We start from the raw sequence: 15820 nt of genomic DNA on the forward strand, positions 1-15820 counted from the left end.
TCAGACCGTGGCAGACGGTTCGAGCGCGCGCAGACGCTCTGTGGCTGCGGCATCCACCTGACCATCCGCGGTCAGCGCTACCCGATATGCCTGTTCGGCTTGCAGCGTGCTGACGTAGCCTTCGCGGACATCGTGAGCCACCAACTCCGGGTCACGCTCAGCAGCGGCGCCAAAGCCACCACCACCGCCAGAGAGCATCTTGTAAGCATCGCCACGGGCAAGGCGGACATTGAAAATCTTGGCGTTGGGCAGCTCTTCATCCCATACGCCGTTGCGCCGAATTCCTATGCCGTTGCCGGCCGCTTCACTGCCTCCATCTAGCCCCCATGGCTTGCAGTGAACCCGATCGATACGGGTGGTGACGGCAAACGGTGACAAGGCTTGTACGACCATTTCTGCACCCAAGCCACCGCGCTGACGCCCTGGACCGGCACTGTCCTGACGCAAGCGATAACTTTCCACCAGCACCGGATATTTCGATTCCAATTGTTCGGTAGGACTGTTATGGGTATCGCCATCGTTAATGCAGACCGTTGCAGAGACTCCATCCTCGCGCGCCTTTGCACCCCAGCCACCGCCAAGCGGGCCGATACCGACAATAAATAACCGGCCATCCTCGGGCGAAATCCCGTGAATGTTGGGGAACACCAAGTCGGCATGGTGACCAGCAATGGCACGTGCAGGAATCGCTGATGCCAAGGCCTTGAAAATCGTATCGATGACCGTCATCGGGAAGGTCATCCAGACCCGCATCGGGAACGGCCGCTCGGCACTGATCACGGTTCCCATCGGCATAATCACCTTCAAGGAGCGGAAGCTGCCGTCATTCACCGGATAATCGGTCGGCGTAGTCAGGCATTTGTAGGCAACCTGTGCGCAAGCGATACCAGTACTGAAACCTGAATTGTAGAAACCACGTACCTGCTTGGCCACATCGGTGAAGTCGACCGTCATTTCATCACCCTGAACGATCACCTTGACCCGGATAGGAATGCGCTTACCGACTTCGAGACCATCATCATCCATAAACGATTCGGCCTCATACACGCCATCCGGAATGGTCCGCGTGTTCGCCCTAGCCAGTGCCTCTGAATGGTCCATGATCTGCTGTACCGAAGCCGTTACCGCCGACCAACCATAACGCTGCACCAGATCCAAATAGCGCCGCTCACCGGTCGTGATGGCGGTAATTTGTGCGCGCAGATCGCCCATGGCGCGTTCCGACAGGCGTACGTTCATGGCGATGATATCGAGTAAATCTTGATTGACGATACCTTCCTTACGATATTTGACGATAGGAATCTGGATCCCCTCGGAATAGATATCCGTAGTGATCTGACCCAAGGTACCGCCGACATCCAACCAGTGCGCCATACAGCAGGTAAAGCCGATCAGTTGGCTGTCGTGGTAGACCGGCATGGTGAAGGTGAAATGGTTCAAATGGCTGCCGGTGATGTACGCGTCATTGGTGACGAGGATATCGCCGGGCTTAATATTTTCCAATCCAAAATGACGTATCTTAGCCTTGACCGTCTCACTCATGCCACGGATGAACATTGGCAAGCCGAGGCCGATCGAGATCGAATCACCGTTGACCGTAAATAAGCCGACGGTAAAGTCGAGTGCTTCGTAGATAATCAGATTGTAGGCGGTGCGAGTCAGGTTAGACTTCATTTCTTCCGTCACGGCGATCAGACCGTTGCGGATAATTTCGACGGTTACAGCGTCGACTGCTGGTGTGGCTTTCATTATAATTCGCTCCCGATAGTTATTTGCAAGTTGCCGCACACGTCGACTATGGCATGATCACCCGGTTGTATCACCGTGGTTGAAGCGTGCTCCTCGATCAACGCCGGCCCATCGATGCGGTTCCCGCTACGCAGCAAATGACGTTTGTAGACATTGGTAGCGACAAAGGCCTGCGCCGAGCGGAAGTAGACTGGCTTACAGGTGCGCAGCGCCTCGTCCGGCGGCGTGATACCACCCTCTTCAACGGTATGGCGCGGCGGCTTGCGCATGACACCTAACACCGTCACTCGCAGACTGACCAGATCGGCCGGCTCAGCCGGCGCGGAGATACCATAACGAACTGCATGTACCGCATCAAAGCGCTGTTTAATGGCATCGCGATCTTGCCGCGCAAAATAGGCGGTCTCCAATTCAACCGCCACCGCGTGTTCTTGGCCAACGTAACGCATATCAGCGGCGCGTTCGATCACGATGGCTTCCGGCGTAACGGCAGACTGCGCTAAGGCGGCACGCCCCTCGGCTTCCATTTCCGCGTAGATCGCTTCGATATCCTCGAAAGAGACGTCGTCGAGCTTGCGAAATACCGAGCGGACATAGTCGTAACGCAGATCAGAAAACAGCATACCGTAGGCCGAGAAGTAGCCCGGCGCGTAAGGAATGAGTACCTTACGAATCCCCAGTTCACGCGCAATGGCCGAAGCATGCAAGGGACCCGCACCGCCATAGACCACCATGGTGAAACGTCCGGCGTCGAGTCCGCGCTCGGTGGTGACGGCCTTGACCGCATGCGACATGGCCGTAACAGCGATGCGCAAGATACCGTCGGCGGCCTTGATCGGATCGAGCTCGAGCGGCTTGCCTATGCGTTCGTTCATGGCATGCGTGGCAGCCGCTTTATCGAGCAGCATTTCGCCACCAAGAAAATTATTTTCATCCAAGCGGCCGAGCAAGAGGTTGGCATCGGTGACAGTCGGCTCGGTACCGCCGCGGCGATAGCACGCTGGGCCAGGTATTGATCCGGCACTCTGCGGCCCGACACGCAGCGCATTACCCACTTCCAACCGGGCAATACTACCGCCGCCGGTGCCGACTTCGAAGATGTCTATCATCGGTATCTGAATCGGCAAGGCCTTTTCATAACCGCCGATCAGCGCGCTGCTGCTGGTCAGTGGCTTGCCCTCGCTGATCACGCCAGCCTTGGCGGTAGTGCCGCCCATATCAAAGGCAATGGCATCACCCAAACCAAGTTGCGCGCAGATGGCTTGGGCACCGATCACTCCGGCCGCCGGCCCCGATTCAAGCATGCGTACACATTCGCGGCGCGCATGGTCGAGCGGGAACAATCCGCCGGTCGATTGCACGGCATAAAAATCGCCTGGGAATCCTTGCTGAGTCAAGTGCGACTCCAATTCACCGAGATAAGCCGACACCCGCGGTCCGACATAGGCATTGGCGGCAACGGTAGAGACGCGCTCGAACTCACGGTACTCTTGCGACAATTCGTGCGAAGCGGTGACGAACACGCCAGGCATTTCTTCACGCACGATTTCGCGCACGCGAATTTCGTGTGCCGGATTACGATACGAATGCAGCAGCAGAATCGCGACCGCCTCAACCCCTTGCTCCTTGAGTTCGCGTGCCAGAGCGCGTACTCGGTCTTCATCGAGGGCCTGGTAGATGCTGCCGTCGGCCAGCAGGCGCTCGGGTACTTCATAGCGCAACGAGCGAGGTATCAGCGGCTCGTGCTTGGAGAAAAACAGATTGTAAGCGTCGGGGCGATTGACCCGACCGATCTCATAGATATCACGGAAGCCTTGGGTGATCAGCAGCGCAGTTTTAGCACCGTTGCGCTCCAGCAGAGTATTGATCACGATCGTCGATCCATGCAGAAACAGGCCGCCATTTTCGACATGGGCACCGGCACTGTCCAAGGTATTCTGAATACCATCGACCAGTTGACCATGGGTAGACAGTGCCTTACCAAACGACAGTTCACCGGTTTGTTCATTGAGTATCGCCAAGTCGGTAAAGGTACCGCCGATATCCACCGCGATCCGCAGATGACCGGTACTGCGCTGACTCGATTTGTTAGGGTTCATCATATTTTTGACTCCAATTGATTTTTTTAAATGGCCTCAACGACATTGCGCAATTTGCCGATTTCTGTAATTTCCACTTCGACGACATCACCCTGCTTCAAATACAGCGGCGGTTCACGACGATCACCAACGCCACCCGGTGTACCCGTGGCGATGATGTCGCCTGGACTCAATGTAGTGAAACGGGACAGGTAGGCGATGATGACTGGCAAGGAGAAGATCAAATCGGACAGCGGCGCTTGCTGGACCACTTCGCCATTGAGCCGCGTAGTCAGCTCAACACGGGTGATATCGGCGATGTCGTCCGCCGTCACCAGCGCGGGTCCAAACGCACCGGTGTGAGCAAAGTTTTTTCCCGGTGTCCATTGGTGAGTGTGGCGCTGCCAGTCGCGCACCGTGCCATCGTTGAAGCAAGCGTAACCGGCGATGTGGCTGAGCGCATCGGCTTCGGCGATGTCGCTGCCACCTTTACCAATCACCAGCGCCAGCTCCCCTTCGTAATCGAACATATGCGACTTGGAGAAAGGAAAACACAAGGGCGCACCGTCGGCGATGAGGGTATCGGCAAAGCGTAGAAAAATTGCCGGATAAGGCGCGTCCGGACGCTTGGTCTCGGCGACATGTGACTTGTAATTGAGTCCGACGCAAAAGATTTTACGCGGGTTACTCAGCGGTGGCAGCAGTTGGACATCTGATAACGACAAGGTCGCCGCTTTACCAGCAACAGCGGCCGCAACGTCCGGTAAGGCTTGTGCATCGAGTACCGCGCGGATGTCCGGATACCGGGCCAGCAGGCTGGCATCGAGTTCGATAATTTGTTGGCCGGACAAGACGCCATAGACGGCTTGCCCATTGTATTCATATGCGACTAACTTCATTGCATGTCTCCTTGGTTTTCGAAGGGGGGCTGGCTTAACCAGCATTTCAGCAAAGTGTAGGCCATGCCATGATATGCGAGAAGACAGGTATCAGACATTTCAGCTATACTAAATATTACATAACTGGAGAGTGCATGAACTACTCAGCATGGAAGTTGTTTGTCGATGTCAGTGAACTGGGCAGTCTGACCAAAGCGGCGTTTGCCTATGGCACGACACAGCCTCACATCAGTCGGCAGATCAGCGAACTGGAACGTGAGTGCGGTGGGCGCTTATTCCAACGGACTGGGCGTGGCATGGTGTTGACGGAATTGGGGCGGCGTATCGCGCCACGCGTGCGCGTCTGGATCACGCAGACTGAACAACTGGAAAACGATATCCGTGCCACGGCCGGTACGCCGGTGGGTACGGTACGTATCGGCGTCTTGCCATCCACCTCGCATCCCTTGGCAAGCACGCTCTATCATGAATTAAAAAAACGCTATCCGCTGGTTCAGCTCATCGTACGCGAAGGCCAGGGGGCGCAGCTGGAAACCTGGCTGGAAAGTGGCGAAGTGGATCTGGCAATCCTATACCGCCACAACCCCGTCCCCAGCAATGGCGACATTTATTTGACCAAGACACCGACATTTCTAGTCGGGCCACATGGCGATCCGCTGACGCGTGCAGAAACGGTCCGTTTCGATACACTCGATCACCTGCCGCTGATACTATTCTGCCGCCCAAACTCATGGCGCGACCGCTTAGATCAATTGGCAGCAGACCGTGGCATCACGCTCAACGTCGCTGCCGAAGCCGATTCACTGGGTTTCCAAACCCAGCTCGTTGGCGGCGGCGGCATGTATGCCTTACTTGGCCCCTTCGCCATCTCAGGTGCCGACAAGGCACTGCGACTGCAGGCATCTCGGTTGGAAGAGCCAGAATTAAGCCGCTACATTGCCTTGGCAATGTCGCGCCATGTACAACTGACGCTGGCCTGCCGCGCCGTGATCGAATTAATTGAAGAAGTTGAACATCCTGAACTCCATCAACTGCCTGTTATCAACAGCTGAGCAAGATGGCTTCAGGCACCAGGGACTGGTTGGAACCCGGAAGAAATGGGGCGAATATCATCGTCACCCTCTTCCCCCAAAAAACCACCCGACTGACGCGACCACATACTGGCATACAGACCGCCGCGCGCCAGCAGGGTTTGGTGATCACCTTGTTCAAGGATTTCACCACGATCGATGACAAGCAATCTATCCATCGCCGCAATGGTACTGAGCCTATGCGCAATCGCCAGCACGGTCTTGCCCTCCATTAATTGCGCCAAGCTGGTTTGTATGCTTGCCTCCACCTCCGAATCGAGCGCACTGGTGGCTTCGTCGAGCACTAAAATCGGCGCGTTCTTGAGCATCACGCGGGCAATCGCGATGCGCTGCCGTTGCCCACCCGATAGCTTCACGCCGCGTTCACCGACATGGGCGTCATACCCACGGCGGCCCTCGCCGTCGACCAAACTGAGTATAAAGTCATGCGCCGCTGCGCGTTTGGCGGCGGCGATCATGTCGGCCTCGCTGGCATCCGGTCGGCCATAGATGATATTGTCGCGCACCGAGCGATGCAGCAAAGAGCTGTCTTGCGTCACCAGACCGATTTGTGCACGCAAACTGTCTTGCGTGATGTGCGCGATATTCTGACCATCAATCAGCACACGGCCCGATTCAATATCGTAAGTACGCAGCAGGATATTGACGATGGAAGACTTGCCTGCCCCCGAACGTCCGACCAATCCGATTTTTTCACCGGCACGGATATGCAGCGACAATTGATCAATCACGCGCCGCGTACCGCCGTAAGAAAAACAGACCTGCTCAAAGCGCAGCTCGCCGCGCGTCACGCGCAAGGGTGCGGCGTCCTCTTGGTCACGCAAAAGATTGGGCCGCGCTAAGGTGTTGATGCCGTCCTGTACGGTCCCGACATGTTCGAACAGCGCCGCCATTTCCCACAACATCCAATGCGAAAAACTATTGACGCGAATAGCCATCGCGGTTGCCGCTGCGACCGCCCCCACGCCCAACTGATCTTGCGTCCACAAGTGCATCGCCAACCCGGCCACAGCAAGTATCAACAGCATATTGAGCGTATGCAGCAGCACATCGGAGGCGGTAATCAAACGACTTTGGCCGTAAGCCGTTTGCAAATATTCTTGCATCGCCACCTTGGCATAATTCGCCTCGCGGCGCGAATGAGAAAACAACTTGATCGTCGTCATATTCGCATACGCATCGGTGATGCGGCCGGTCAGCATTGAGTGCGCATCAGATTGCTCTTGTGAGACTTTGGTCATACGCGGTACGAAGAAACTCAGCGCCAAAATATACAAACTGATATACACCAAGAACGGCAGCAGCAGCCAAGTATTGAGCGCGCCGGCCAATACCACCATGGTGACGAAGGTGACGCTGACAAAGACCAGCGCATCGGCCATCACAAACGCAATATCGCGTACCGCCATCGCGGTTTGCATGACCTTAGCCGATACCCGTCCGGCAAATTCATTGGCATAGAAACTACTGCTTTGACCCAACATCAAGCGATGAAACAGCCAACGTAAGCGCATCGGCATATTGCTGCCTATGGTTTGCCAGCGCAGCAGTGCACCGAGGCCGACCAAGAGCGGGCTGGCCAACATGATCCCAGCCAGAACAAGTAGCTGCCCGCGCGCATCAATCCAAAGGCGCTCGGGCGAGATGTTCGCCAACTGGTCAACGATGCTGCCCAGCATATTGAACAATAAAGCGTCAAATGCCCCGCTGGCAGCACTGCACAGCGCCATCGCGGCGATATAGCGGCGCACACCGTCAGTGCAATGCCAAAGAAATGCCAATAGTCTTTGGGGCGGACGCACCGGCTCCGCATCGGGATAGGGATGAGCTAATTTTTCAAACACACCAAACATAGATTCTCCAATCGCGCTGCTACCTGCGCGTCCTTAAGCACCCACGCGCCAGCGAAGGCAGAGTGGGCCGGTGGAATGTTTTACATGTAACAGGGGAAGCGCAGAAATTGCCTTGGAGCAAGTAGTTTCGTCGCGACGACCAGCTTAGTCATCTGAATTGGAAATTAGTTCTGAGGGGACACAGAAAAATTTTTTGATGTGGGAATGCGCGGACTCCAGCAAGCTGGCCGCGCCCCACAAATTTAAGGCAGGCTGTTTTTATAAATCTGCCCATCCTTCATGATCACAAGAAAATTCTTGCCGGGATCGGCCACAAGCTGAAGATGGGCGAGCGGATCTCCATCAACCAGCAACAAATCGGCCAAGGCCCCCTCCTGCACCACGCCAAGTTTGCCGGCATACGGGCTGCGCGCGCCCGACAGGGCCAGCAAGGCGGCATTGTCGGCCGTTGCCATTTTCAAGGCTTCCGCCGGCGTATACCAGCGCAGCATATCGACTAATTGTTGACCTTGTTTGGCTGCGGCTTGGGCGCTGAACAGTATGTCGGTGCCCCAGGCAGTTTTGATTTGATACTTCTTGGCCAGCGCATAAGCATGTTCGGTGCCGCCGACCATTTCGAGTTCTTTCTTACGGTTAGACGAGCCTTCGGCATGGCTGGAATGGCCGTCGTCCAAGAACGGCTGCAAGCTCCACCAAATGCCTTTTTTCGCCATCAACTGGGCCGTCGCCTCATCGAGCAATTGCCCATGATCGATGCATTGAACGCCGGCTTCGATCGCTTGGCGCACCGCACGCGGCGTGTAGGCATGCACGGTCACATACGTGCCCCAGTTAGCAGCCGCTTCGACTGCCGCACGCAACTCTTCCACCGTATATTGGGTCACGTCGAGCGGATCCATGCTCGACGAAACGCCGCCACCGGCCATCAATTTCAGTTGCGTCGCCCCAAGTGCCAACAACTCGCGGCTGCGCATGCGCACGGTGTCGGCATTGTCGGCAATGACCGTGGCACCGACTCGCTCGGCATATGAGGAAGCACCGGCTTGGATAGGAAATTCATTGGGAAAACGAAAATCGCCATGACCGCCGGTTTGCGACAGGAAGGCACCGCTGGGCCAAATCCGCGGACCGGGTACCAAGCCACTGTCTATACCCCGTTTCAAACCGAATACCGGTCCGCCCAAGTCGCGCACGCTGGTAAAGCCGCGCTGCAACATGTCGGCGGCGGCCTTGACTGCCGCCACATTGATGTAACCGATATCGGCCGTCAGCAAGACCATCTGCGGCACAGTTGCAAACATCAGATGGGTGTGGGCATCGATCAAGCCCGGCATCAGGGTGCGCCCTTTGCCTTGGATGATGCGGGTCGCCGAACCGGCCGCCGCTTGCAGCGGTGTGCGCGAAATTTTGACGATGTACTTGCCATCTACCAAGACATCCGATGGTGCCGACAAGCTCGTGCCGGTGCCATCAAAAATACGTACTTGCTGGAACAGCACGGCCTCGGCCTGGGAATTTTGCGTAAAAGCAAGCATCAGGCAGGCGGCCTGCATGATGCGTACTGTGGATGTTTTCAAGATGGATGGCATGTCTGCTGCTCCTTGTGGCTGGTGGGCTATGCATCCAATCAAGGATAGCAGTAAGCGATGAATGCGCAAGCTGCGCGCACATTGCTTCGTCTGAGCCTGGGGGTCTGCAATAGTTCCATCGAGGCGCAGCACTGCATATCGAGCAGCGCGGCCAGGCGATGGTGAAATGTCATTAAAAGTTCATATTTGCAAGTTTATTTTCTGCCATGCTGACGAACTGTGATTTTTAGCCCAAAACGATTTGGCGCTGCGATTGCACCGTTGTCTGTCGACATCCAACCTTGCTACAGGATTATTCCATGTCTAATTCGAAAAACGCATCAATGCATTTTTCTCTCAGTGCGATCGCCGCAGCGGCCGCTTTGCTGTCTGCTTGTTCCGGCAGCTCCACCGTCAGCGCTCCGACTGTCATCCTTAAGGGCGTGGTCACAGCCAGCGCCTTGATCGCCGGTTCAGCTACCGACCCGACCATCAAGGCCGGTTACCATCAAGCGGCACTGGTCTGCGTCGACGCCAATAACAATGGCAAATGCGACAGCAGCGAAAATCCGGTCAGCACCGATGCCAACGGTAATTTCTCAATTACTCTGCCAGCCAATGCTGCGCTGATCGCCGACCTCGGTACCAGTGCAACTAACAGCGCCAGCGGCGCTAAATTAGCCAGCCGCAATGTGTTCCGTGTCTCGATCGATCAAGTCGCCGAACAAGCTGGCACCGGCATCGTGATCAGCTCGCTGTCGTCGGAAGTGACACGCATGAGTGAAGCCAATGGCAGCACCTATGCAGTCGAAAAACAAAATCTCGCGACCCGTCTCGGCGTGGCAGTAACAGCCGTTCTGAGCGACGTCAACAGCGCTACCGGCACGACCCAAGCCGCCTTGCTGAGCGAAGCCAACACTTTGAGCAATCGCTTCGCCTACGCCATCACCAAGCTCGACCGCGGTGATTTGTTTCCCGATGCGCTGGCGGTACCGGGTGGCGATCCGCGCCTGAAAGGTTTGGGCAATGTCACGGCCATCACAGCCAATACGGCCGATACGCGCGCACCGATCACTTTCTTACAATCGCAGCAAGCCGCGTTCAACGTCGAAGGCGTGCCACGTTACGATCATATTTTCATTGTCATGCTGGAAAATAAAGCGACTTCATCGATTTTGAATTCGCCATTCGCACCGAAAATCAACGGCTATTTGCAAGCTGGCAATCAATTGACCAGCTACTATGCAACCGGCTACCCAAGTGAGCCGAACTACACCGCACTCGGTGGCGCCGATGATTTCGGTATCGCCGATGACAGCCAATGGAATTGCGACGCCACCGGTGCCAATGCGGTACAAGACACGCCGGTACCGGACAATACCCAGCCTGGCTTAGCCAGCTCGCCGTTTGCCTCGACTTGTACCCAAGTAGCGGCGGTCAATCACAATATTGTCGGCAAAGCGAATTTGTTCAATGCTCTCAGCAAGGTCGGCTTGAGCTGGAGAACCTATAACGAGTCGACCAATCCGGGCCAAGATTTACGTACCGACAGCGTGGCTGACGCCGCCGTGATCGCCACCGATCATGTCTATGCACCGGGCACTCTGGGCGGCAATACCAGCACCATCGGTAACGCCGCATTAACACTGTCCATGCCGGCCGGCCTGTACAAAACCAAGCATCATCCAGGCATGGCGTATCAAAATGTGCGCAGTGCCCCGGAATGGAAATACAGTAACCGCACCATGGGTGGCGGTCAGTGGGATGCTGTTTTGAAAAACGGCAGTGCCTATGCGATTCCGGCCAATTACAATGCCGATCAATTCGGTACAGATTTGCTATCTGGTAATGTCGGCAGCATCAACTTCATCATGCCCGATCAGTGCGACGACATGCATGGCATCACCATCAAAGGCACGCTCAATGGCGTGGTCACCTCGGCCAGTGATTGCTCCAGTGTTGCCAACAACGTCGCCGTTGCCACCGGCGGCGCGATCATCACCCGCGGCGATAATTTCATCGATGGTTTGGTGAAGAAAATCCAAGCTTCACCGTTGTGGACTAACCCGCAAAAACGCGTCGCCATCGTCTTGATGTTCGATGAAGGTAATGCCACCACTGGTCTCAATTCCTGCTGCGGCTGGAATGTCGCCAACAGTACCGTCGCTAATCCGCTCAAGCAAAATGCTGATGGCAGTTGGTCGGTCGACAGCAGCATCAACAACTACAGCAAGGGGAATCGTGGCCACGGTCAAAGTGTGTTCGGCATACTCAACAACCAAGCCAAAGCACCGAAGGGAATTGCCGACAGCGATGCCTACAGCCACTTCTCCTTCGTGCGCACCTTGCAAGACATGTTCGGCCTGGCCGATCCGGTCAATGATGCGAGCTATATGAATCGTTCCAAGTACACGGAAAAATTCATCTCGGCTAACATCCTCAATTTGCCGGAATATACAGGCAGCGCCGATACCCACTTTGACTCGGTTCGTCCGATCAATCACGCCTTCGTGATTCCGGCGACCTATGTACAAAAGCAAACCGCTGACGTCACGACACCGGCACAAACCGGTGCCGACGTCAACCAAACCAGTGTCTGGGCTTTGAAATAAGCCCTCCCCGCCTTACCCCTGCCGGCGTGCTGCATTGCACGCGCCGGCAGCTTGATTTGATCGACTATGCATAACTCTTTCTGCCTCCCCGTCCGCCACGTGTTCGTCAGTTTGTTAACTCTGGCGCTGTGTGCCTGCGGCGGCCCGAACAAAGTCGGCGACACCGTCGCTACCAGCAACAACGTCAGTGCCAGCGTGAGCAAGCTCAGTGCCGCAGCCTTGGTCGGACAAAAAATATTTTTTGACCAGAACCTCTCGGGTTCCGGCAAGATGTCGTGCGCCACCTGCCACGATCCGAATTTCGCGTATGGTCCGCCGAATAAGTTGGCGGTGCAATTAGGCGGTATCGCGCTCGATCAGCCCGGCAGCCGCGCTGCGCCATCCTTGCGTTATAAAGACGTGACACCGGCCTATGCCGATCTGCTCGACAATCCCGATGGCATCAGCGCGCCCGGACCGGGCGGCGGGTTTACCCAAGACGGCCGGGTCGACAGTTTGGCGGCACAAGCCGCCATTCCCTTGCTCAATGCGGCCGAAATGGCCAATGCCAGTGGCGACGCCGTGGTCGCCAAATTGAAAACTGCCAGCTATGCTGCACTGTTTACCGCCGCCTTCGGGACCGATGCCTTCGCCGACAGCAAGGCCGCCTTTAACAATGCCACATTGGCTTTGCAAGCATTTCAATTGGAAGACAGCAGCTTTCATCCATACAGCAGCAAATTCGATTTACATGCATCGAATAAGCTCGGCGGCACCTTCAGCGCTGCCGAGGCACGCGGATTGAAAATTTTTTCCGACCCGAACACCGGCAATTGCGCTTCCTGTCATTATCAAGGTGCCGGACGCGAAGGCAGCTCCGGTCTGTTCACCGATTTTTCCTATGCAGCCATCGGCGTGCCGCGCAACCGTGCCAACGCAGTCAATCTGGACCCGAGCTTCATCGATGAAGGCATTTGCGGCCCGTTCCGGCGCGACCATTTGCCCGCCACGGCCAACAGCGCCAATGCTTATTGCGGCATGTTTAAAACACCGACGCTGCGTAATGTCAGCACACGCCAAGTGTTTTTCCATAACGGCGTACTGACTTCTTTGCTGCAGGTACTGCAGTTTTATAATACCCGCGATACCAATCCTGAGATCTGGTACCCGACCATCGGCGGCACGGCCTTGAAAACCCCGAGCGCCAACTTTCCGAACTACGGTTTGATCACCACCCAGTACAGCGGTGGCACTGTCAGTAAATACGATGATTTACCGGCTCGGTATCGCGCGAATATCGATACCCAGTTGCCACTGGACGGACGTAAAGCCGGCAGCAAGCCGCCGATGTCAGACCAAGACCTGGCCGACTTGGCCTGCTTTCTCGGCACGCTGAACGATGGCTATCAAGCCGGCAGTCCGACCAACAACGCAGCCTGCCAATAAGCGCGCCACATTGCGTCATTTTAAAATATTGAAGACCATTATGTTCAACATGAAAAAACTGCTTCCTACCCTATGCGTCACCGCGGCACTGAGTGTGCTGTCGGCCTGCAGCGGCCAAACCGAACTCAATCGCGAAAATCTGCAAGTCGGCATGCAAGCCTATCTGGCGCAACGCGGCGATCTGTGTCTGGCAAAAAATACCTGGCCCATCGATGTCACGCAAAAGGAAATCGATCTCGGTGCGCGGAATGCCCTGCAAATGCCTGTACTCGAACGCCTAGGCTTGGTAAAATCTTCGGTGGCCAAAGTGATCAGCAGCGACGAAGACCGCAGTGCCGAAATGCTGGTACACCGCTATGAGTTGAGCGCACGTGGACGCGAATTTTATCTGAGCAAACCGATGCGCAGCATGAAATCCGATGGCAGCAGCAAAACTGCCAACGGCGATTTATGCGCAGCGAAACTAACGCTCGATCGCGTTGTTGACTGGCAAGCCGTCAGCAGCAGCGGCAGTGAGAAAATGGTCGTGGTCAATTACACTTATCGCGTCAGCGCCGCCGACTGGGTCAAGGATGCGGAGATTCAAAAGGTATTCCCGATGCTGGCACGCGTCATCAACGGTGCCGGCAGCATGCAATTACAAGAAAGTTTCAAACTCACGCCCACAGCTTGGGTGGCGGTCGATTTATAAGCGGAGTCTGGCCTAAGTATGCATACCGTCGTCAATTTTTCACCCGAACTGGGCAGCTGGATCACGGCCCATCTCGATAGTGGCCACACGCCGACTCAGCTGATCGAAGTCATGCAAGCGCAACAGATGGAAGCCGCTGCCGCGCAAGCTATCATGGCCGCCTTTGTCAAGGCGCGTCGTAACGGCCATGCTCTGCCCTTGCAGCAGGTGCCGCTGCATGTCGGCGTCGATACCGACGCGCTCGTGCATTTGCCAGCTACGCATGTAATCAACACGCATGACCGCCGGATCACGGTCACGGCCCGCGCCGCCAGGCCGGCGCTGGCCTTACTGAGCAATGTACTGAGCGCGGCCGAATGCGCCGAACTGATCGCCTTGGCGCGGCCGCGTTTGCATGCCTCGACCATCGTCGACCGCCACAGCGGTGCCGACATCATCAGCCCTACCCGCAGCAGTCAGGGCATGTTCTTTCGGCTCAAGGAAAATCCCTTCATCGCCGGGCTGGATCGACGCCTGGCCGAGATCATGAATTTACCACTGGAAAATGGCGAAGGGATACAAATTTTGTATTACCCGAACGGTGCCGGCAGCGCCCCGCATTATGATTTTCTGCTGCCGGAAACAGATGCCGTGCGCGCTTCGCTGGCGCGCAGCGGGCAACGCTGCAGCACGCTGGTGTGCTATCTGAATGAAGTCGAGGCTGGCGGCGAAACGGTGTTTCCCGAAACCGACTGGCGTATCGCGCCGATACCTGGCAATGCCCTATACTTCGAATATGTCGCTGCCGACGGCACGCTCGATTACCGCTCGCTGCATGCGAGCAGCCCGGTACAAGCCGGCGAAAAATGGGTGGCGACCAAGTGGATGCGCGAAAAAGCCTTTGTTTCAGCCTGAGCACAGCGTAAAAATTCTCACCCCGGCGGGGTGAAAAACTGGTGATAATGGCGACCTATGAATCCACCTCGCTACTGACCTATGTTACGCTTAAATCGTCTTTGCTTGCCGCTACTCAGCGTCACCCTGTTGCTGTCCTCGTCGGCGCATGCCGCCAGCGCAGCCGAACCGAGTGCGGCACTGCACAGCGAAGATACGGCCGCGATTCGCCGCCACCACATCAATAAGCTCACGGAACGCCTGAGCACCGATGAAGAAACGCTCAAGCAAAGCTGCCGCTTTGAATCCGAAATTTCGCTGGCACCGCCGCCCAAACAAATTGCCCTGACTTTCGATGATGGGCCCGAACCGCTACAAACCGAATTTATTTTAACGATACTCAAGAAGTACCAGATTCCCGCCACATTTTTCATGATCGGTGAAAAAGTCCGTGCCCACCCTGAGCTGCTGAAGCTGGTACAAGATTCCGGCTATGGCGTGATCGGCCAGCATTCATGGAGTCATCCGAATTTTCATGATATTTCTACTGACCAGCAGAGTGAAGAAATTCTGAAAAATTATGCCGAAACCAAGGCTTTCAATACCGCCCAATTGTTTCGCTACCCGTATGGAAATTCTACCTGCGCCGCGAATCAGTTACTGAAATCGATCAATCAGCACATCATCGGCTGGCACGTCGATTCCTGCGACTGGGCCTTCGAGCGTAAGGGTTCGGTCGACCTGAAGGAAGCACTGAGCTGCGGCGTCTCAGCACAAAACCGCAGCAATTATCAAGAGCATGTGATATCGGCCGTGCATGCGCATAATGGTGGTATCGTATTGATGCATGAAATTCATCCATCCACGCTCAAACAAATCGATGACATCATTCGCCGTCTGCTCGAGGAAGGCTATGTTTTCAAGAGCCTGGCCGAACCCAGCTTCGAGAAGTACTTCCGCTGACCCCAACCCTAACTCTGA

General features: G+C 55.9%; 11 protein-coding genes. 6 read left to right on the forward strand and 5 right to left on the reverse strand.

Annotated features, from left to right (window positions below; translation table 11 throughout):
* From RHM61_RS02665 to RHM61_RS02675, 3 genes are read right to left on the reverse strand one after another with little or no spacing between them, the layout of a single operon-like run.
* Entirely contained in the window at positions 1–1749 is a 1749-nt protein-coding gene (locus RHM61_RS02665; protein WP_322249588.1) for a hydantoinase B/oxoprolinase family protein, read from the reverse strand.
* The gene (locus RHM61_RS02670; RefSeq protein ID WP_322249589.1) at positions 1749–3851 is read right to left on the reverse strand and encodes a hydantoinase/oxoprolinase family protein; all 2103 of its coding nucleotides are present in this window, start codon (positions 3849–3851) and stop codon (positions 1749–1751) included. Before RHM61_RS02670 ends, RHM61_RS02665 begins: the two co-directional genes overlap by 1 nt.
* A 23-nt stretch (positions 3852–3874) precedes the next feature.
* Complete coding sequence (locus RHM61_RS02675) at positions 3875–4726, reverse strand: fumarylacetoacetate hydrolase family protein (RefSeq protein WP_322249590.1); 852 nt, start codon at positions 4724–4726, stop codon at positions 3875–3877.
* Positions 4727–4860: 134 nt separating this feature from the next.
* Here RHM61_RS02675 and RHM61_RS02680 point away from each other — a divergent pair, with 134 nt between their 5' ends.
* On the forward strand, positions 4861–5778 hold the full coding sequence (locus tag RHM61_RS02680; RefSeq protein WP_322249591.1) for a LysR family transcriptional regulator: 918 nt from the start codon (positions 4861–4863) through the stop codon (positions 5776–5778).
* A gap of 11 nt (positions 5779–5789) precedes the next feature.
* Here RHM61_RS02680 and RHM61_RS02685 read toward each other — a convergent pair whose 3' ends face one another.
* Together RHM61_RS02685 and RHM61_RS02690 are read right to left on the reverse strand one after the other, a co-directional pair.
* Complete coding sequence (locus RHM61_RS02685; protein ID WP_322249592.1) at positions 5790–7670, reverse strand: ABC transporter ATP-binding protein; 1881 nt, start codon at positions 7668–7670, stop codon at positions 5790–5792.
* A 242-nt stretch (positions 7671–7912) separates the two neighbouring features.
* Positions 7913–9259, reverse strand: coding sequence for an amidohydrolase family protein (locus RHM61_RS02690; RefSeq protein ID WP_322249593.1), 1347 nt, complete (start codon positions 9257–9259; stop codon positions 7913–7915).
* Between the two features lie 299 nt (positions 9260–9558).
* Here RHM61_RS02690 and RHM61_RS02695 point away from each other — a divergent pair, with 299 nt between their 5' ends.
* The 5 genes from RHM61_RS02695 to RHM61_RS02715 all read left to right on the forward strand — a co-directional run bounded on the left by RHM61_RS02695 (position 9559) and on the right by RHM61_RS02715 (position 15802).
* Positions 9559–11850: a phosphoesterase gene (locus RHM61_RS02695; RefSeq protein WP_322249594.1), complete on the forward strand. Its 2292-nt coding sequence runs from the start codon at positions 9559–9561 to the stop codon at positions 11848–11850.
* A gap of 66 nt (positions 11851–11916) precedes the next feature.
* On the forward strand, positions 11917–13275 hold the full coding sequence (locus tag RHM61_RS02700; RefSeq protein ID WP_322249595.1) for a cytochrome-c peroxidase: 1359 nt from the start codon (positions 11917–11919) through the stop codon (positions 13273–13275).
* A gap of 40 nt (positions 13276–13315) precedes the next feature.
* Positions 13316–13966 carry a hypothetical protein gene (locus RHM61_RS02705; protein WP_322249596.1) on the forward strand — a complete coding sequence of 217 codons (651 nt, stop codon included), beginning with the start codon at positions 13316–13318 and terminating at the stop codon, positions 13964–13966.
* 18 nt (positions 13967–13984) lie between these two features.
* Positions 13985–14860 carry a 2OG-Fe(II) oxygenase gene (locus RHM61_RS02710; RefSeq protein WP_322249597.1) on the forward strand — a complete coding sequence of 292 codons (876 nt, stop codon included), beginning with the start codon at positions 13985–13987 and terminating at the stop codon, positions 14858–14860.
* A gap of 81 nt (positions 14861–14941) precedes the next feature.
* The gene (locus RHM61_RS02715; RefSeq protein WP_322249598.1) at positions 14942–15802 is read left to right on the forward strand and encodes a polysaccharide deacetylase family protein; all 861 of its coding nucleotides are present in this window, start codon (positions 14942–14944) and stop codon (positions 15800–15802) included.
* The last annotated feature ends 18 nt before the right edge of the window (positions 15803–15820 follow it).

Source organism: Undibacterium sp. CCC3.4 (genome assembly GCF_034347425.1).
In the GTDB taxonomy this organism is placed as follows: domain Bacteria; phylum Pseudomonadota; class Gammaproteobacteria; order Burkholderiales; family Burkholderiaceae_D; genus Undibacterium.

What these genes read in the sequence shown, in the direction of transcription:
- RHM61_RS02665 (WP_322249588.1), bottom strand. Translation starts at nt 1,749, where the DNA reads ATGAAAGCCACACCAGCAGTCGACGCTGTAACCGTCGAAATTATCCGC.
- RHM61_RS02670 (WP_322249589.1), bottom strand. Translation starts at nt 3,851, where the DNA reads ATGATGAACCCTAACAAATCGAGTCAGCGCAGTACCGGTCATCTGCGG.
- RHM61_RS02675 (WP_322249590.1), bottom strand. Translation starts at nt 4,726, where the DNA reads ATGAAGTTAGTCGCATATGAATACAATGGGCAAGCCGTCTATGGCGTC.
- RHM61_RS02680 (WP_322249591.1), top strand. Translation starts at nt 4,861, where the DNA reads ATGAACTACTCAGCATGGAAGTTGTTTGTCGATGTCAGTGAACTGGGC.
- RHM61_RS02685 (WP_322249592.1), bottom strand. Translation starts at nt 7,670, where the DNA reads ATGTTTGGTGTGTTTGAAAAATTAGCTCATCCCTATCCCGATGCGGAG.
- RHM61_RS02690 (WP_322249593.1), bottom strand. Translation starts at nt 9,259, where the DNA reads ATGCCATCCATCTTGAAAACATCCACAGTACGCATCATGCAGGCCGCC.
- RHM61_RS02695 (WP_322249594.1), top strand. Translation starts at nt 9,559, where the DNA reads ATGTCTAATTCGAAAAACGCATCAATGCATTTTTCTCTCAGTGCGATC.
- RHM61_RS02700 (WP_322249595.1), top strand. Translation starts at nt 11,917, where the DNA reads ATGCATAACTCTTTCTGCCTCCCCGTCCGCCACGTGTTCGTCAGTTTG.
- RHM61_RS02705 (WP_322249596.1), top strand. Translation starts at nt 13,316, where the DNA reads ATGTTCAACATGAAAAAACTGCTTCCTACCCTATGCGTCACCGCGGCA.
- RHM61_RS02710 (WP_322249597.1), top strand. Translation starts at nt 13,985, where the DNA reads ATGCATACCGTCGTCAATTTTTCACCCGAACTGGGCAGCTGGATCACG.
- RHM61_RS02715 (WP_322249598.1), top strand. Translation starts at nt 14,942, where the DNA reads ATGTTACGCTTAAATCGTCTTTGCTTGCCGCTACTCAGCGTCACCCTG.